Source organism: Shewanella hafniensis, assembly GCF_019655335.1.
In the GTDB taxonomy this organism is placed as follows: domain Bacteria; phylum Pseudomonadota; class Gammaproteobacteria; order Enterobacterales; family Shewanellaceae; genus Shewanella; species Shewanella hafniensis.
Genome location: NZ_BPFD01000022.1, coordinates 29,369 through 47,688, shown reverse-complemented (window position 1 = coordinate 47,688; position 18,320 = coordinate 29,369). Strand labels below are relative to the sequence as shown.

At 46.9% G+C, this 18,320-nt stretch carries 16 protein-coding genes and 1 riboswitch; of the genes, 9 read left to right on the top strand and 7 right to left on the bottom strand.

From position 1 onward, the window contains the following. Window positions 1-60: 60 nt before the first annotated feature. Window positions 61-969 (bottom strand): GGDEF domain-containing protein, encoded by a 909-nt coding sequence (locus K5Q99_RS08840; protein ID WP_220776645.1) that lies wholly within the window; start codon window positions 967-969, stop codon window positions 61-63. Between the two features lie 373 nt (window positions 970-1,342). Here K5Q99_RS08840 and K5Q99_RS08835 point away from each other — a divergent pair, with 373 nt between their 5' ends. Then, window positions 1,343-1,813, top strand: a complete 471-nt coding sequence (locus tag K5Q99_RS08835; RefSeq protein ID WP_106651611.1) for a cupin domain-containing protein — start codon at window positions 1,343-1,345, stop codon at window positions 1,811-1,813. A gap of 225 nt (window positions 1,814-2,038) precedes the next feature. After that, window positions 2,039-2,818 (top strand): prolipoprotein diacylglyceryl transferase, encoded by a 780-nt coding sequence (gene lgt, locus K5Q99_RS08830; protein WP_220776653.1) that lies wholly within the window; start codon window positions 2,039-2,041, stop codon window positions 2,816-2,818. 84 nt (window positions 2,819-2,902) lie between these two features. On the opposite strand, the gene K5Q99_RS08825 is transcribed toward lgt, so the two are convergent. Then, complete coding sequence (locus tag K5Q99_RS08825) at window positions 2,903-3,820, bottom strand: alpha/beta hydrolase (RefSeq protein ID WP_220776644.1); 918 nt, start codon at window positions 3,818-3,820, stop codon at window positions 2,903-2,905. 422 nt (window positions 3,821-4,242) lie between these two features. Between K5Q99_RS08825 and K5Q99_RS08820 the strand changes: the two genes are divergently transcribed. Then, window positions 4,243-5,604 carry an MATE family efflux transporter gene (locus tag K5Q99_RS08820; RefSeq protein WP_220776643.1) on the top strand — a complete coding sequence of 454 codons (1,362 nt, stop codon included), beginning with the start codon at window positions 4,243-4,245 and terminating at the stop codon, window positions 5,602-5,604. A gap of 59 nt (window positions 5,605-5,663) precedes the next feature. Here K5Q99_RS08820 and K5Q99_RS08815 read toward each other — a convergent pair whose 3' ends face one another. Next, complete coding sequence (locus tag K5Q99_RS08815; RefSeq protein WP_220776642.1) at window positions 5,664-6,089, bottom strand: CBS domain-containing protein; 426 nt, start codon at window positions 6,087-6,089, stop codon at window positions 5,664-5,666. Window positions 6,090-6,344: 255 nt separating this feature from the next. On the opposite strand from K5Q99_RS08815, the gene K5Q99_RS08810 reads away from it, so the two are divergent. Both K5Q99_RS08810 and K5Q99_RS08805 read left to right on the top strand, forming a co-directional pair. Next, the gene (locus K5Q99_RS08810) at window positions 6,345-8,111 is read left to right on the top strand and encodes an alkaline phosphatase D family protein (protein WP_220776641.1); all 1,767 of its coding nucleotides are present in this window, start codon (window positions 6,345-6,347) and stop codon (window positions 8,109-8,111) included. A 284-nt stretch (window positions 8,112-8,395) separates the two neighbouring features. Beyond that, window positions 8,396-8,962 carry a phosphoribosyltransferase gene (locus tag K5Q99_RS08805; RefSeq protein WP_028759331.1) on the top strand — a complete coding sequence of 189 codons (567 nt, stop codon included), beginning with the start codon at window positions 8,396-8,398 and terminating at the stop codon, window positions 8,960-8,962. A gap of 86 nt (window positions 8,963-9,048) precedes the next feature. On the opposite strand, the gene K5Q99_RS08800 is transcribed toward K5Q99_RS08805, so the two are convergent. Continuing rightward, window positions 9,049-10,326: a glycerophosphodiester phosphodiesterase family protein gene (locus K5Q99_RS08800; RefSeq protein WP_220776640.1), complete on the bottom strand. Its 1,278-nt coding sequence runs from the start codon at window positions 10,324-10,326 to the stop codon at window positions 9,049-9,051. Between the two features lie 370 nt (window positions 10,327-10,696). Between K5Q99_RS08800 and K5Q99_RS08795 the strand changes: the two genes are divergently transcribed. After that, window positions 10,697-10,999 (top strand): DUF3622 domain-containing protein, encoded by a 303-nt coding sequence (locus tag K5Q99_RS08795; RefSeq protein ID WP_105250177.1) that lies wholly within the window; start codon window positions 10,697-10,699, stop codon window positions 10,997-10,999. A 380-nt stretch (window positions 11,000-11,379) separates the two neighbouring features. Next, window positions 11,380-12,564, top strand: coding sequence for a DUF3103 domain-containing protein (locus tag K5Q99_RS08790; protein ID WP_220776639.1), 1,185 nt, complete (start codon window positions 11,380-11,382; stop codon window positions 12,562-12,564). A gap of 99 nt (window positions 12,565-12,663) precedes the next feature. Here the strand turns inward: K5Q99_RS08790 and azu are convergent, their stop codons facing one another. The 3 genes from azu to rihA form a co-directional block, all read right to left on the bottom strand. After that, on the bottom strand, window positions 12,664-13,140 hold the full coding sequence (gene azu, locus K5Q99_RS08785) for an azurin (RefSeq protein ID WP_106651603.1): 477 nt from the start codon (window positions 13,138-13,140) through the stop codon (window positions 12,664-12,666). A gap of 327 nt (window positions 13,141-13,467) precedes the next feature. Beyond that, window positions 13,468-14,379 (bottom strand): ribokinase, encoded by a 912-nt coding sequence (gene rbsK / locus K5Q99_RS08780; RefSeq protein WP_220776638.1) that lies wholly within the window; start codon window positions 14,377-14,379, stop codon window positions 13,468-13,470. A 19-nt stretch (window positions 14,380-14,398) separates the two neighbouring features. Continuing rightward, window positions 14,399-15,355, bottom strand: a complete 957-nt coding sequence (gene rihA, locus K5Q99_RS08775; protein ID WP_220591107.1) for a pyrimidine-specific ribonucleoside hydrolase RihA — start codon at window positions 15,353-15,355, stop codon at window positions 14,399-14,401. A 234-nt stretch (window positions 15,356-15,589) separates the two neighbouring features. On the opposite strand from rihA, the gene K5Q99_RS08770 reads away from it, so the two are divergent. Beyond that, window positions 15,590-17,032 carry an RCC1 domain-containing protein gene (locus K5Q99_RS08770; protein ID WP_220776637.1) on the top strand — a complete coding sequence of 481 codons (1,443 nt, stop codon included), beginning with the start codon at window positions 15,590-15,592 and terminating at the stop codon, window positions 17,030-17,032. Between the two features lie 204 nt (window positions 17,033-17,236). Then, window positions 17,237-17,905, top strand: a complete 669-nt coding sequence (locus tag K5Q99_RS08765) for a hypothetical protein (protein WP_220776636.1) — start codon at window positions 17,237-17,239, stop codon at window positions 17,903-17,905. A 136-nt stretch (window positions 17,906-18,041) separates the two neighbouring features. Further along, window positions 18,042-18,274, top strand: a riboswitch (cobalamin riboswitch). The last annotated feature ends 46 nt before the right edge of the window (window positions 18,275-18,320 follow it).

The following is an 18,320-nucleotide window of genomic DNA, read 5'->3' as shown; positions in this document are numbered from 1 at the left end:
GCTATCACTTATTAAGGGCGCTTGTTATTGCTATGTGTGGTTTGAAATGTTCAACCCAGCTCAGGCGGTATTTGAGATAACTCGATTTTTACCGTTACGTTTAGCTTGATACAAGGCGGCATCGGCCCGCTTAAGCGTGTCTTCATAGGAAGTATCCAATGCTTCTATACTGGCAACCCCGATACTTACTGTGGCAAATAAGTCTTTAACCGCATATTTTTGCAGTTCAGTGTAAAAGCAATCGCAGAGGTATTCTGCAAATTCAACCGCTTGCGAATGCTCGACACCGGGAAGGGCAATCACAAATTCATCACCACCAAAACGATACGCACTGTCAGTTTTTCTAAATTGAGTGCGACAGGTTTCGGCAACTGCGATGATAATTTGATCGCCAGCATAGTGACCTAGCTGATCATTGATGGACTTTAAGTGGTCTAAATCGAGGATCAAGATTGAGGTGGGCGTACGGTGGCGCTGAAAAGTGTCGAATTGAAAGGTTAAATCACGTTCTAAGCGGCGGCGATTATATAACCCTGTGAGCTGATCGGTATCGCTGAGCTGACGCAGTTGTAGTTCAAGCTCATGCCGCTTTGAAATATTACTGGCGACCCAGAGCACCACAGGTTCATCATTGACGAGAAAATCTAACGCCTGAATTCGCCCCTCAAACCAAATGGGTTTATCTGGGCCCGCATCGGGCAAGCCTTTGACATCTTTATTGCTAAGTTCATATTCCTCAATCAGTAATGTTCGGCTAGCCAAGGCTTGCTCAATAATGCCTAAGAAGTAATTTGTTTTATTGGGGTTTAATACATCGGTAAGGTACAAGCCGACTAAGCCACTGCCATCGTGGTAATAACGCCCATCTTTACCACCAAATACTGCCACGTACCGACCACTTTTTGACAATATTAAGGCAGGGTCTGGCAGTGCATCTAGGACTAACGCCATCTGTTCAATATTGATCATCAATTAACATCCCTGTGGAAAGTCATTCAACCCGAGTTTAGGTCTGCAAGTCTTCATTATGAGCCGCTCTCTGGAACTTTAGCTAATGGATACTGCTAACTCTTTATAATCTAGCCGCTTTGGGTTTGAACAACAAATCATTACGGCACGGCGTACAATTTATTTGTCGTCATGATTTTGCCAAGTCACTCACGCGATTGATACCACAAAGCCATTACTCGTACTTTGCCTATCATAATGACTCTTAAGTGACGTTTTGCTTTGGCGTGTGTGCTCATGTTCAAAAAGCTCAATTATGGCGCTTAGTGGGCAGATGATTTTCGAGTAGACTTAGAAGCTCAATTGCGGTTTTAATTTTATCCAGGGATTTATCATGCACACTGCCGATGATTTTATTGAACATTTAGCGCTAGAACAGCATGTTGAGGGCGGCTATTACCGCTCATCCTATCGTTCTGAAACGCCGTTTGATCAGACTCGGGCATTATGGAGCAGTATCTATTTTTTACTGCGCACGGGGGAGGTTTCCCACTTTCACCGACTAACCGCCGATGAAATGTGGTACTTCCATGCAGGGCAATCGCTCACCATTTATATGATTGACCCTGATGGCGTGTTAACCACGGCGCAATTAGGGCTTAATTTAGCGGCGGGTGAGCGACCACAGTTTTTAGTCCCTAAGGGCTGTATCTTTGGTTCAGCCATGAATCAACCCGGTTTTTCGCTCGTGGGCTGCATGGTGTCCCCCGGTTTTACCTTCGATGATTTCGAGCTATTTAGCCAAAAAACGTTACTAGCCCACTATCCACAGCACAGCGAAATCATCAAACGTCTGAGCCGCTAGTGGTGTAAAAAAGCGCGTCCATTAGTGCGTGAATTAACCCATTAATGAGTGAGAGTTCGATTCGGTCGAAATTGCATCATTCTGCTAATTCGGCGCTACTCAGTGTCGTTAAATTTGGCTCAATAGTAAGATATCCCCGCGACAAGGCTTGTCTATTGGCGTTTAACCACGTAAAACAGGCTTTTTGGCGTATCTCTATGTACCAAGTGTTAGGAGTAATTGAATTTGGAACACTTAGTGTGGGAGCTCGATCCTGTATTAATCTCGTTTATGGGACTAAAAATACATTGGTATGGAGTTTTGTTTGCTGTTGCCATCACTGCCGGTTTTCAGGTGATGAAGCGGATTTATATCAAGGAAAATCTCGATGTCGAGTCCCTTGATAATCTGCTGATTTATTGTGTGGTTGGCATCATAGTGGGCGCGCGTTTGGCCCATTGTATTTTTTATGATCCGGCTTATTACTTTGCCCATCCGCTGAAGATTTTGGCGATTTGGGAAGGTGGGCTCGCCAGCCACGGTGGAGGTTTAGGGGCGATTCTGGCGCTGTATTATTACCAACGCAAAGTGAAGCTGCCCTTCCTGTTTTTGTTGGATAGACTCGCGATCGCCACCGCCATTTTTGGCTTTTTTGTGCGTATGGCGAACTTTGCCAACTCAGAGATTTTAGGCGATCCAACGACTCAACCTTGGGGCATTATATTTGCACGTGTTGATATGTTGCCAAGGCATCCGGCGCAGCTTTATGAGGCTTTTGCCTATTTGGCTATCTTTGTCGTGCTTTATGCTCTGTATCAATTTACGAAGATTAAACAAAGGCATGGCGCGATTTTTGGCCTGTTTCTGGTGTCGGTGTTTAGTGCGCGAATTGCGATTGAATCGATTAAAGTCAGCCAAGCGGCTTACTCTGAATCTGTGCTAAGTGCGGGACAACTGCTCAGCTTACCGTTTTTAGCCGTAGGTATAGTCTTGTTGTTTTTGGCGTATCGGAAAAAAGCCGTTTAAGTCAGAATATCAAACGGTTTAAAAAGGCTTTCTATCTAGATAGAAAGCCTTTTTTTATGTAGGAATTCACTATCAAAGATGGCGTTAAGCACTCTTCACTATATTGCTCACTTGCACCATAGCATCCCGAGCGGAACGGCTCACTCCCGAGAGTTGAAAGAAGCCATGGATCACCCCAAGATAGCGGCGGCAGTGGGCATTGACGCCAGCCTCTAATAGATGCCTAAATAGCTGTTCTCCTTCATCGACGAGCGGATCAAATTCAGCTGTGATGATATGGGTTTCGGGCAGTCCTGCTAGGTCAGTGCTTCGCAGCGGGCTGGCTTCGGCATCGGTTCTGGGGTGCCAATCTAGATACAGATCAAATCCAGTGAGCAAGGTGTCGCGGGTAATAATATATTTCTCGCCATTGTCGCTATAGCTTTGGCTTTTAGCGGTGGCATCGAGCATTGGATAGATAAGTACTTGTTTTTGTGGCAACCATTGCCCTTTGGCTTTTAAACGTAGGCAAGTGACTAGGGCTAAATGGCCGCCGGCGCTGTCGCCCATCAGGGTGATATTGGTGTTATCGCCACCCCATTGTTGGCAATGCTCATAAATGACCTCGGCGGCATGGCAGGCATCGTCGTGGGCGGCGGGATAAACATGTTCTGGGGCGAGGCGATAGCGAACGGCAATCACCAGTGCGCCAGCATCATTGGCGAGTTTACGCAGTTGTTGATTGTGGGTTTCAACGCCGCCACTGACAAAACAGCCGCCATGGTAGTAAATGACAACGGGTAAATCGTTTACTGCCGAAGGTTTGAACAGGGTCAATTCTGCGCCATCGATAGAAACTGCGCGCACCTCGAACACCTCTTCCGCTTCACCTGCGAGTACCGTGCTGGCGATATAACCTTGTCTACGTTGCTCAATGGTCTGCTCTCGCACCGATGGACAACCCGCCGCGATAAACTCGCTAACCAATTGTTTAATTCCCTCTTCTAAATAGAGTTGGCTCATTTAATACTCCCTCAATGTTCAGTGCGCTCGGCTGTTCTGTAATGGGCAGAGTTTATCGGCAGCTTAACGGAATTGGTAGCCAAGATTAATGCTCAGCTATGAGCTTTGTTATGGGCTTATCATGATGGCGGAAATTAACTTTGGCATTAACTCAGTAATGAATACGGTTGCAGCCAGCATCTTTTTCACGATCACAGATTGAGTTGTAGTGTGTCATGTAAGAAAATTACCAACTAAATTGACTGACAGGCTTTATGCGCTTAAATTTCCGCCTGATTGTGTGTTAGTTAGCACTAGGTTGTCTATTTGTGAAAGTTGCTTTCAGTCTCTTGGCTAAAATATAGGTTGCCAAGATACCGTTTGAGCGACACATTGAGCCAGCGCTCACATCGTTATCCGTACTCTATTTGCAGGAATTCTCCGTGGCTAAAGCACCCAAAACATTGCAACAACGTATGAGCATAGTCGCCCTCACTTGGCCGATTTTTGTCGAGACCTTGCTGCAATCACTGCTTGGGATCAGCGACATTTTTATGCTCAGCCATTATTCCGATAACGCGGTAGCGGCAGTGGGACTCACGACTCAGCTGATGTTCTTCATGATGGTTATGTCCATGATGGTGAGCACAGGCGCGAGCATCTTGATTAGCCAGAACAATGGCGCAGGCCAGTCGCAACAGGCGGTTGATATCGGGGTGGCAAGTGTCGCATTGAGCTTAGGACTCGCCTTGATCATGGGCGCCTCTATGTTCTTTGGTGCTAAGGGGATTATCGGCCTGTTTGCGCTTGAACACGATGTGGCTGGCTTTGGATATGACTACTTAGTGATTTGCGGCAGCTTAAGCATTGGCTTGGTCATGAACATCGCTTTTGCTGCGATTTTAAGAAGTTACGGCTTTACCCGCTCGGCCATGTTAGTTACCTCAAGCACAGGCTTGATGAACGTCATCGGTAATTATATTGCCCTGTATTCTCCCTTTGGCTTGCCTGTTTATGGGGTAACAGGGGTGGCAATTTCCACCGTCACCAGTCAGATCATCGGCGCGTGTATCATGCTGATGGTGATCCGGCACAAGCAAATTCCGCTGCCACTGCAACGACTTAAGTTACTGCCGCGCAGCACTTATTGGAGCGTGATGCGTATCGGTCTGCTCAACGCTGGCGAGATGCTGTCTTACAATGTAGCGCAGATGACCATCATCTATTTTATCAGTCAGATGGGGACGTTATCGCTTACGGCTTATACCTATGGGCTAAACATCAGCCGGTTTATTTATTGTTTTGCGGTGGCGCTCGGGCAGGCGACGCAAATTCAGACCGGATACTATGTCGGCAAACAATGGTTCGATGAAATCACCACTCGGGTGCAGCGTTACTGTCTAGTGGGCTTTATGGTTTCCCTTGGTATCGTCTTAGTATTCTACTGGCAGCGATTCATTATTGTTGGCTGGCTAAGTGAGAACGAAGAAGTCATTCAACTGACGGCGTTATTGCTTACAGGTTCAATCGCGCTCGAAACGGGGCGGGTGTTTAATCTGGTGATTATTTCGGCATTAAAAGGCGCGGGTGATGTGGCGTTCCCTGTGCGGGTTGGCCTCTTTAGCATGTGGGGCATTGGCGTGCTATTGGCATGGTTCTTTGGCTTGCATTTAGGTTACGGCGTGCTTGCAGCATGGCTTGCCGTTGCGGCAGATGAATGGATCCGCGGCCTGATTATGGTGTATCGCTGGCGCTCGTGCCGCTGGCAGCGTTTTACTCGAATACCGCCTGCGACTGCAGTGTAGTTTTGGTGAGATGAATGGGAAGCGCAGCAAATATTGGCCGCGCTTTTTGCTCGATAAGCTTAACTTTGCTGTTGCAGCAGAGTACGGCACAGCTTAATAAAGTCCGATGAAGTGACGATACCGAGTACCTTTTTATCAACATCGACAACGGGCAAGCAGCCGAGTTTGTTTTCGATAAAATATTCCACCACCACAGTTAAGGGCTCGTCGGCGGTAAGATGCTGAAAGTCTTGGTCCATCACGGTTGTGATCGGCGTGTATCGCTCCTTACGATCGAGCGCGCCTTGGCCGTATTTATTCAACATAGTCATCACGCTGGCGATCATCTTTTTATGGGTGAGTACGCCAACGAGGGTGCCATCAATTTCAGAAATCACAGGTAAGTGGCGTACGCCACGGGTTTGCATCAGATGGTGGGCATCTTTTAAACTGGCGCCATCGCTGATGCAGATGACTTGATCACTCATAATATCGCTGACTTTCATTGTTAAATTCCTTTTCTTGCCATTCTTAGGCGTGCATTTCACACGCTGCGTTAGCCTGCACCGATGTTAGCAGCTTCTCTGTAAGCTACGCCAGTCCTGCACAAATAAAGTACGCTATCCAGTATAAGTGTTTGAATTGATAGATATCATAAAAGGCTGACAAAGATGTCACAAATATGTAACAGTGATATCTCACAATCGTGGTCTTATTAGACCTCATACCAGTGAAGCCTTTTCTAACAAGGAATAATAATAATGAATCGTACCGTAACTCGTCGTGATTTTTTGGCTATGTCGGCCAAAGGTGTTGGTGTTGCTGTGATCTCTTACGGCTTGATGGGCTGTAGTGATAGTAATGATGATAATTCTGTACCCGCGCAATTTTTACATGGGATTGCCAGTGGCGATCCGGCAGTCGATGCTGTGATCCTCTGGACCCGTGTCACGCCTGAGTCTGAGGGCGATGTAAAAGTGAGTTGGCAAGTGGCAAGCGATGCGGCCTTTAGTCAATTAGTGACCACAGGTGAGACTGTCACTAATGCGAGCCGTGACTACACGGTTAAGATTGATGCCCGTGGTTTACGTGCCGGGCAAACCTACTTTTATCGCTTTATGACGGGTGATAAAACCTCTATTGTGGGTAAAACCCGCACTCTGCCTGAGGGTGACGTAAGCTCAGTCAAATTAGCCGTGATGTCCTGTGCTAACTTTCCTGCCGGTTATTTTAACGTCTATGAGTTAGCGGCGGCGCAGGATGATTTAGATGCTGTGGTGCATTTAGGCGATTACATCTATGAATATGCCCGCGGTGGTTATGCCAGTGAGCATGCTGCCGAATTGGGCCGTGAAGTGTTACCCGCCAATGAGTTGCTGACGTTGAGTGATTACCGCACTCGCCATGGTCAGTACCATACCGATGCGAGTCTGCAAAAGTTACACGCGAAAGTGCCTTTTATTACAGTGTGGGATGATCATGAAGTGGCCAATGATACTTGGCGTGATAGTGCCGAGAATCACAACGAAGGCGAAGGGGATTTTGCCGTTCGTAAAGAAGCGGCACTACAAGCTTATTTCGAGTGGTTGCCGATTCGCCCATGGCGTGAAGGGAACCATGAAGAGATTTACCGCAGCTTCAGTTACGGCAATCTCGTCGATCTGCATATGCTGGATACTCGCGTATTAGCCCGTGATAAACAGCTCGATTATGCCGATTATATGGACCCTACCACGGGCTCGTTTGCGGGTGAGCGTTTCCTTGCCGATGTCACTTCGACCACTCGCACTATGCTGGGGTTGACGCAATTATTATGGCTGCAGGGCACATTGCTACAGTCGACAGGCAAGTGGCAAGTACTAGGACAGCAGGTATTAATGGGTAAGATGTCATTGCCTGCGGCGATTGCCACTCAGCAGATGAGCATTCCTCAATTTGCCATGTTAGGGGCTTTAGCTAAGTTAGCGGCCCGTGCGGCGGCAAATGATCCCACGCTTACTGCCCAAGAGTTGCAATATCTTCAAGCCAATCAAGTCTTACTCACGCCAGAAGTTATCGGACTGCTGCAATTACCTGCAATCCCGTACAACTTAGATGCTTGGGATGGTTATGCCTATGAGCGTGAAGTGATTTTAGGTACGGCTAAATCGAAAAATCTCAACCTAGTTGTGATCGCGGGTGACACCCATAATGCATGGGCAAACGAGCTTAAAGACGTGCAAGGCGATACTGTGGGTGTTGAGTTTGCGACTAGCTCAGTATCATCGCCAGGCCTTGAATATTACTTGAATCTGCCAGCGGAACAGATCCCCGCGACCGAGGCGGCAATCGTCGAGTTAGTGCCAGATCTTAAGTACGCTAACTTAAAAGACCGAGGCTTTATGACGCTCACCTTTACCGCTGATGAGGTGCGCAGCGACTGGCATTATGTGGATACCATTTTGTCGAAGGATTTCCAAGTCGCAACGGCCCGTGGTTATAGCGCTAAGACAAAAGTAGGCGAGCATGTGATTACGCCTATCGTTTAATGCGGTATTGTTCGCTTGTTTATCGGCCACCTTAGGGTGGCCTTTTTGTTGCTTTTGGCTTTAAAAGGCAAAATAAATGTCTGTTGTCACGCAAGTTCTTACTATTACTGCAGCACATCGCATTTTTTTGGTATAAAATTCGCTCCCAAAATTCGGCGGCTGCCTACACTTGCTAAGGCAAAGCTGTTCTAGTGTTTTGGGAACCTTTACCCGCCGAACAGACCTTACAGGGGTCATAAGCTTTAACGACCTAAGAATAAAATCAATGTGATGGGGACTGTGTCATGTCAGAAAAGTATTTTGTTACCGCGCAGCAATTGCTGGAAGATTCATTTTTATTAGCTTCGCAAGTGTATGAGAGTGGCTTTCGTCCGCAATTTATCGTGGGTATTTGGCGTGGTGGTGCTCCAATCGGGATCGCGGTACAGGAGTTTTTCGATTTTAAACAAGTTGAAACCGATCACATTGCCGTGCGTACCTCTTCTTATTATGGGATTGGCACCGACAAACAAAGCAAAGAAATCAAAGTGCATGGCCTGCATTACATCGTTGAAAATGCGAACGCGAGTGACGGTTTGTTGATTGTGGATGACGTGTTTGACTCTGGCCGTAGTATTCATGCATTAAAAGAAAAACTCAGCCAACTGATGCGCCTAAATATGCCAACCGATATCCGTATCGCTTGCCCTTATTACAAGCCAAAAAATACCGCAGTGCCTTTAAAACCCGACTATTACATTCATGCCTCTGAAGACTGGTTAGTTTTCCCGCACGAAGTCACAGGTTTAACGCCTGAAGAAATTGCCGAAGGTAAGGGCGATTTAAAGAATATCCAGCACCTGTTTAAATAGCTCGCGGCGAGATATAGATTATTTTCGCAATAAAAAAATGCGTTAACGATGAATCGTTAACGCATTTTTTTTTCTATATCGATGACTTATAAATCCATACAGTTAGCATAGTAAGTCACTGTGGCGGGCCAGTCGGAGAACACTCCAATCACGCCAACATCTTTCGCCAGTACATCAAGTAATTTAAAGGTATCGCCTTCGTTATCTATCGCTTCGGTAATGCTTTGATAGTAAAAGCCGCCGCCATTTTTTAATAAACCAGAACGTTCTAGCGACCAAGTGATGATCTTAAGCCCAGCGCCTTTAGCGGCCTTAGCGTATTCCGAAGGAATGATTTTCTTATCCGCATCTAAGGCGACTAATACCCAGAGTGGCGGCGCAATAATTTCGACGCCTTGGGTCTTTAAATCCGCCATTGATGGTGACCAAGTGGCAGAGTTCTGCGGATCAAAGGCGCTGTTATAATCGTATCTGTCATCGAGAAACACGGCTTGCTTCGCAAATTCAGGTGCGTTGGCGACCCAATATTTGATGTCATCCAAAATAAATGACTGGGGGAATACTTGCGAAGCATCGACGCCCGCCGCCGTGTATTCATCCAACATTTTTTGCGTGTAATCCTGCTGAGTAAAACCATCGAAAGGCATAGATACGCTGGCCGCTTTTAGCTCAGGCGTCATTTTCACGCCGGCTTTTTTAAACATTTCAATACTTTCAGCGTGGGTCATCAAGGTGCCATTGCCAGCATAAAGATCGGTGCGCCAGCTTGGGGTGCCATTGATGAATTCGGCCGCAGTGGTCGCTTTCGGATTGTTGCCTTCCATCTTACCCTTGAGAGTTTTAAATTCGGCAAGGGTGATATCGCTAGTGCAACAGGTTGCCGATGCGCTGACGCCATTGGCGGCATCAGCAGGAGTGAATGTGCTTGAACATTTATTGGCAAGTTCGGGTATGGCTAAAATGTTGGTCGTGCTGGCAAGATCGCACTGTGAGTGGCGGCAAACTAAAACTTTATCGGCGGTGAAGGTGACATCACACTCGACTATGCCTGCGCCAGAATCGATAGCCGCTTGGTAGGATTCCTTTGTATGCTCAGGGAATTTCATTGGCGCGCCACGGTGACCTATGGAAAATTCGCTGCGATAAAAATTGTCAGTGGTGCATTGTTCTAAGCGGGTTTTAAGTGTGCTGTCTTGCATCTGACGTACGAGGAATAAGGGTCTTTCTCCCACTTGAGCAGGAACGGGTTTGCTGGTGGGTGGCGTGACTGCGGCGTTATCATCGTCATTATTGCAACCGGCTAATAAAGCGCTCGTGGCAATTAACAGGACGAGTGAGAGCGACGAAATAGGGCGTAGTTTCATCAGATTTACCTATGAGTAATGATGTAAATTATTAATATTAATCAGAAACTCTAAAGTGTTAATGTGACTGAAAAAGCCTATTTGTATGACATAAACAAGAATATATACCGTTTGCACGACTATTATCTAAGGCACGCTAGCTTGCGATAAACTGCCTTAGACAGAGGACGGTCGGGATATATGCACAGTGTTGCTTTAGAGGTGAGCATTGACTCCACTGAGCGAGTCGATGAAACTGGCATGAATATTTTCATCTGGGCGATCTTTCTGGGCCGAAATCAAGTACACTGCGCTCCTTTTGTTTTATGATGAGCGTTTGGTTCGCTTGATAAGACAAACGTGACAAGCATCATTTAGGAAATAGAGCAGAATGAGCAAGGGCAAAAAATACGATTTTCGCGTGACACAGGGCGACAACGGTTGGAAAACTGAAATCACTCGTCGCATGACATCAACTAAAACAGTTGTGTCTAAGAGCCACGATGGCTTTGCGACTGAAGCCGAAGCGCAAGCTTGGGGCTTAACTGAATTACAAGTGTTTTTAGGCACGTTAACTGAGCGCAATAAACGTCGTTCAGAGAAACAAGCTAAAGCAAAATTAGCCGCTGCATTAGCGGCTGAAGCGGCAACTGATGCCGAAGATCTTGATGAAGATGATTTCGACGAAGAGTAACACTCATTCGTTTAACCTTGTCTTATCAAGCCAGTGTGACTATTAGGGCGCGCATAACGCGTTCTGAAACGTCACTCTGGCGATGAACAGCAAAAGGCAGATCTTAAGATCTGCCTTTTGTGATTTTGTCGCTCGCGAAACTGTGCATATCAATTCATTTCATCTTATTTCCTCGTTTATCTTCATACACTCTGTTCGGCTGGACTGATCTACTGATGCTGTCATTAGCTTGTTTTTATCGCATTTAGCCGGGATTACGTACTCTATACCATTAATAATTAACGATAACTATTATCATTTGATTTACTTAGATGCTGCTCTGTGCTCATATGTAAGGAATTCGAACGCACGTTTAACTTTATCAAGGTAAGGGAACTCCTATGAAACTACTTCAATCCAGTTTATTGCTGTGTTTGTCGGCTTCGGCAACCCTGAGTTATGGCCAAGCCTTAGATGGAGAGGCGTTACGCTTACTACAAGCGTCGCTAAAGGATTCGACTTTGGATGCACAAGTGCAGTTAACCAATACTAAACGGGCATTGGCGTTAGATTTAAGCCATCAATATGCGCAGCTCGCGCCTATCTTACAGACTGAAATAAACCAGTATCAGTTGGCAGTAAATGCCGATGACATTCTGTCTCTGCATAGGCTCAATGATAATGTGATCACCCAAGCCGATGCATCAATTCGCCGAGTGAAGGGCTTAAGTGCCAAAGCGGATTCTCTGGTGCAAGTGCGTCTAGCGGATGAAGCCATGTTAACCCCATGGCAGCAAGGTGAGTCTCCTTTATTTGCCTATGAGCCCGATGGTGACGAGAGTCAGTGGGATTATATTGAAGCCTTTGATATTCATGGGAAAGTGCATCAATTAGACGTGTATAACCTACCGCAGCAGCCAGTGTTTGTGGTTGGCATCGATAGCAAAAAAGCCTTTGTGGCTGGCTTAGAGGTGATGCGGGCGACATTTGCCGAGGCGCAGTCAGCGAAAAAAGAGGGCGCGCTACTGAGTCGTGCGCAAACACAGGCGGTAGCTGAAAAGCCGATTTCAACCACAGTGATCAAACAAATATCCTTGAAGGATGACCATGAGCCGTGGATTTCTGGTCGTGCCGAAATTTACGGCATAGTGACTGGGGTTGACCCGAGCCGTGAAGAACCTGTGCTCGATATCGTCGAAATGCCCTATTTAGATTATGCGGATACGACCTATTATCCGAATCAAATCATCATACATTGGGAGCGTTATCGTTGGGCGGCTGCGGACATGATCTTAATGGAGCATGACGATGGTACTAACTATAAAGTGTTGGCCACTAAGCTGTTGGAAGCGGCGGAGCAGATCTTAAAGTCGATCCCCGATCCTGAAGCTCAGGGTTATGCGCTGATCCCGCAAATTACCAATGGTATTTTAAGTGTGATGCCGGATGCTTGGTTCACCAATGACGATGACTTTGTCGACGTGTATTACACTTTACAGGAAGGGGTTGAATATCCTAACTTGAACGGCGCTAACGGTAATGCGATGACGAGCTTTGCGCCATTAGTCATCCAACCAAGACCATGATGAATTAGTGCGGCTAAATGCAATGGCTGAAATGTAAAAGCGGATCCTAAGATCCGCTTTTTTGTTTTTATCACTTAACGTTAGGCTAAGCCATTCACCTTAAGCTTTTAACTTGAAACTGCCTTGCATAATCGCCCAGTGACCTGGGAAGCTGCAGAAGAATTGGTAGGCTTCGGTGGCGCTCATACCGGCAGTGCTAAAGGTGATAGATGTTGATTCGCCGCCGCCCACTAATGGCGTGTGAGCGATAACGCGTGTATCACCCGCTTTAACATAGGCTGCATCAGGACCGGCACTCATACCTTCAGTCGCGACGGCTGACATATCGGCTGCCTTAGTTAATACCCAGTTATGGCCCATCGCTGCTTTTGGCAAAGTGCCTGTGTGGGTTAAGGTTAAGGTCACTTCTTTACAGCTTGCAGGTACTGACAGCTCTTTAGTGTCAAATTGCATTGCATCAGTGGCGGCAATTTTCAGTTCACATTCGTTGGCACTCGCTTGGCTAGCGAATAATAATCCTAGGCCGATTAGGCTAGTGCTGGTCACGTTACGTAAAGCTGTGCTTTTTGCTTTCATCTGGTACTTCCTTAGTTGAACAAGGGTAGCCGAGTCCTTTTGACTCGGACATGCGCCTACCAGAATAAGCAATCTTCATTAAATGGGAATGAAATCAGCGTGTAAATTATGTATATCCAACTTTCGTTCGAAAACTGCACTGCCTAGAACGGCAAGATCCGGTAGCGGAAAAATGGCTAGCGGTAAGCACAGGCGAGCGAGTACTGAGCTGGAACCAACTAAATACTCGCGGATTATCATTAATGGATCTGATTTATAGCTCTGATTTATAAGTGATAATTTAGATGAGCGGACTCTGGGCGTCTAACTCAAAGTCGCTTACTTTTTTTAGTACGAAAGCTCCTGTCGATAGGGAATAGCACGTTGTGCGCCTTGGCGAGTCACTGTAATGGCACTGGCCGCATTGGCAAATCCCACGGCGGCAGCAATTGACATACCTTCGCTCAAGCCGACGACTAGGGCGCCGTTGAAGGTATCCCCTGCAGCGACTGTGTCTATGGCTTGCACTTCAAGTGCGGGCACTAGCCCGGTAAAACCTGGGCTGCTGATATATGCGCCGCGACTGCCTAAAGTGATCACTACAATTCCTACACCTTGCTGGTGGAGGAGCTGCGCAGCCATTTGAGCAGCATCGAGATGGTTAATTTCAACGCCAGTTAAAGCTTCTGCTTCAGTCTCATTAGGCGTAATCACATCAACCCATTTGAGTACATCGTGGCCAAGGGCGGTCGCTGGGGCGGGATTTAATACCGTAGTCACGCCAAAGGTTTTTGCCATTTGTAATGCCTTTGCCACTGTGGCAGCAGGCGTTTCTAGTTGAATTAAAAGGAATTGAGCACGGGAAAACAGAGCATAGTGATTTTCTAAATCATCGGGTGAAAGAGTGGCGTTGGCTCCCGCAGCAACACCTATGGTGTTTTCACCGTTGTCACCGATAAAAATCATCGCTGTGCCTGTACTCTGCTCCGCTATCTGGCTAATACCTTCTGTACTGATGCCATCTTTAATCCAGCTTTGACGCATATCATCGCCGATACTGTCTTGGCCGAGGTGGCAGATAAAGTCAGTGCGGGTGCCTGATTTAGCTAAACGCGCGCAGGCGACCGCTTGGTTGGCTCCTTTACCTCCCTGTTCGAGTCGATAGTCTCGGCTCATCAAGGTTTGCCCTGCTGCGGGCAGGTACTCAAATTTCATCACATGGTCGGCATTCGCACTGCCGATAACGAGTATCTGGCTCATAGAAAACTCACTGTTATTTTCATCTGCGATTGAGATAAGTTGGATCATAGACACGTAAACTGTCTACCAGTAAATCGACAAAACCGAGTCTGTCGAGCCCAAACAGCACAGTCGCATTGGCGGGTTTGCCAGTGAGTTGATAGCGATCAACTACTGTCATGCCTAAGGTCAGCTCGCTTTGGGTTTCAATCCCGACCCAACAATCTTGTGCTTCAAACAGTTCAGGTTTGAGCAACCAAGCGATAGTGCAGGGGTCGTGCAGAGGTGCACCAATAAAGCCCCATTTAGGATCTCTGTGGTAAATCATAAAGAAATCCAATAACTCGGCGACGCACTGAGCAATTGGATTTGGGATGGCGCGAATCCGTTCTATGTCTGCATCCATGATTTGCGCTTGATGGGTCACATCGAGCCCGCACATAGTGATGGGAATACCTGACTTAAAGACAATATCGGCGGCTTCGGGATCGACAAAAATATTAAACTCGGCGGCAGGCGTCCAATTGCCGACACCGGCTGCGCCGCCCATCAGCACAATACGCTCGATTTTAGGGTGTAGCTCGCTGTGACTCGCCAGTAAAAGGGCGATGTTAGTCAGCGGCCCAGTAGGCACTAAAGTCACTGGCTGAGAGCTTTGGCGGATTTGCTGCGCCATCAGTTCAACGGCTGTTATGGCTTGTGGACTGAAGCTCGGTTCGGGTAATGCTGGGCCATCGAGGCCAGTCTCGCCGTGAACATTGTCGGCGATAATCAGTTCACGTGTTAGCGGTTTAGTGGCACCGCCTGCGACTGGGATATCACCACGGTTTAACAGGGTTAAGATCCGCAGGGCGTTGTTGAGGGTTTTATCTGGGGTTTGATTGCCAGCGCTAGTCGTGACGGCAAGGGGAACGAGGTTTGGGTGAGCTAAGGCTAAGATCAGCGCGATAGCATCGTCATGGCCGGGATCGCAATCAAGAATGATGTGACGAGTCATACTGTTACTCCTTTAAACAGCGGTACTGGATGCTTAGAATAGCATGCCATAAGTTAGGCGCTAGCCTGTGTAGGGCACTTGCAGAGTAAACTGTGAGCATTTTCGTCTTTTTATCAACAAGCTGCTAGAATTCTGCCCATTTTTGACATTAGGCGATGTTAGGTTATTTCATCTTCGCTCTGTCTGCTGCACAACATTGAATGACATCTCCAAGCAAATACAAGGAAATAAGTAATGCTCACTCATCGAATCACTTGGCCTAAGGCTTTACTCGCGGGCATGGTTGCCATGCAGATCTCTGGCTGTAGCGAGCCTCAACCTATGGCCATAGTGGAAAGTAATAACGAGTCATTGCTGCAGTTTGATAACGGTAAACTCATCCAATTTAAGGAAAAACCGAGTCCGCAGTATCGTCATATTCCCTGTGATTTACCCGCAGTAAATACCGTTATAACAAATGATATGGCAGTGGCTGCTATCACCCCCAATGGTGATGTGGTCACTTGGGGTAATAGCTTTAGTGGCGGCGATAGTCGCGAAGTGACTGCGGAGCTTAAACAGGTTAAACAAGTCGTGCCTGTAAAGGAGGGGTTTGCCGCCCTGCGTGAAGATGGCACTGTGGTGTATTGGGGGCGAGCGGGGAAATTGAGCCTCGACAAAGTCCTGCAAAGTCGAATGACAAACATCACTAAACTCTATGCTAATCGTGAGGCGGTAGCCGCACTCGATGCCAATGGGAAAGTGCACACTTGGGGTTATGGTCCCGAAGGCGGCAATAGCCAACATGTACAGGATAAACTGTTTGATGTCGTGGATATTTTTGCTGAAGGACGAAGTTTTACTGCTCTTAAAAAAGACGGAAGCACTGTGATTTGGGGGCAAGTTGAACGGTCAACCAATATGAAAAGGCTGCTGCCACAGTTAATGGATGTTGTGAGTGTTGAATATACCCAAGGAACTTATGCAGCTCTAAAAAAGGATGGCAGCGTCGTGACTTGGGGGCAGAGTAGTGATGTTTATTCTATTCGCAGTGCGCTACTGGATGTTGCGAGTATTACGTCAAATAGCTGTGCTTTTGCAATCTTAAGTCCAACGGGTGAGGCGCACTTTTGGGGCAATGAGACGAACTGTGGTATCGATTGGCTCAAACAAACGGATATTAAAGGCGTGAACAGTATTGTCAGTGTTGGCACGGGATTTTTGTTGCTGCGTGACAATGCCGTACCGCAAATCCTGGTCGATGATAGTGACTACGCCTATCTATATGGTTTTCACTATGCTCAAGATATTCTCAATCGGTATTGGCAGGAGGGAAGCAAGATCACCCTAGGTTCGGCATCATTTGTATTTACCCGTCCTGACGGCAAAGTCGTGCCAGTAGGTTATAGGGCTAACCTAGAAAATGTTGAGAAGCTCATAGCGCGTATTCCACGATTAACTTGGTTAGCGAGGGCGGGTGAGGGGTATGTCGGGATCAGTGAAAAGGGGGAATGGGTCTCTTGGTCGATGAATAACGAGATGTTCGCTAAATCTTCGGTACCGCCTGCCGATTCGTTGGTGATAAAGCCGCTGGATTTTACCCCTGTTGCCCAATGCGAAACGCCAGAGCAAAGACAGGTGATTCTGAGTCAGGAAAGGCCTAAACCTGAAGTAAAAATGTGGTTATTTAGCGAATAGCACTAACCTTTTTACCGTTACTGTGCAGATAAACGGAATATTTCCCTGTTATTCAAGTCGTGATAGTGATTATTTCTTTTAAAGTGGCAGTTAATATAACTTTTTGACTGTTTTCAGCGAAGGTTCTTCGTTAGAATGCTGGGTGTTTTCTGTTCAATTTCATGATGTCGTATTAATTATAAGTGCGATACAAGGATGATAAGTATGAAATTAGCATTGTGTTCACCTATTGGATTGTTTCAAGGTGCCAGTGTGTTGTTACTCTGCAGCTTAATTGGCTCAGAGCCAGTTCAAGCCACATTAGATATAGCTCGGAGCGAAAGCGGCGCTGCTCATACCCATGTATTGCCGGTATTTGGTCAGCAATTAGGGTTCAATCTGCCTGCGGGCTGGAAGCAGGCTTATCATGAGGAGCAAGCAGGCATGTTTATGGCAGAATATGTGCCTGAGCAGGAAGCATTAACCCAGTGGAGTGCGCTATTTTGCGTGCAGGGCTTTAAGGATATGGCCGAGAGTATTAGCCCAGAGCGTTTTTTAGATGCGATGGCCCAGATCTATAAATCGACCTGTGACGGCGAAGTGGTGTACCAGAAGCTCGGCGACACTGAAGTTGATGGACACGAGGGATTTAAGGCTATTTTAGGCTGTACAGCCATGCCCAATATCCACAATGCCACGCAAGTGAATCCCAAAGCCTATGCTTCGATTCCTCAAGGGGAAATTGGCTACTATACGGTTGTCAGTGGCAATAAAGATTTGTATCTACTGCATAAGTCGATGCGAGGTGCCGTTTTTTCTGTCGATAAACCACCACTGCAGGCAGATAATAGCCAAGATTTTATCTCCGCTTTAGTCCCATTCTCCTTGAAGTAGACTTTAGACGTTCGCTTGAGTTTGATGGACTTTCATCCGTATAGACGTCTATAATGCGCGCGCTCAGGCTCTATAATGTGCTGAGCCTTAAGGGAGTATCGCTGTTTTATTGATGGCTGTGCCCTATGAATCAAATTTTTAGTCAACCTTCTGAGGTGCTTGCGTGCGAAAGCCGCGAGATAATCGGGAAGCCGGTGAAATTCTGGCACTGCCCCCGCAACGGTAAAAGGTGAGAGAAGACCGCGTTTGATTGGTGTGTTCAAGACAGAACCCGATAGTCAGAATGTTAAAGGTCAGTCTCGCGTTAATTCTATTTTTACGGATTAACATAGCCTAAGTCCGGAGACCGGCCCTAAAGGTGTTTTTGAGATTTCGGTGGGCAGATCTCAAAATGCGATAGTCACTGTCAGTATCT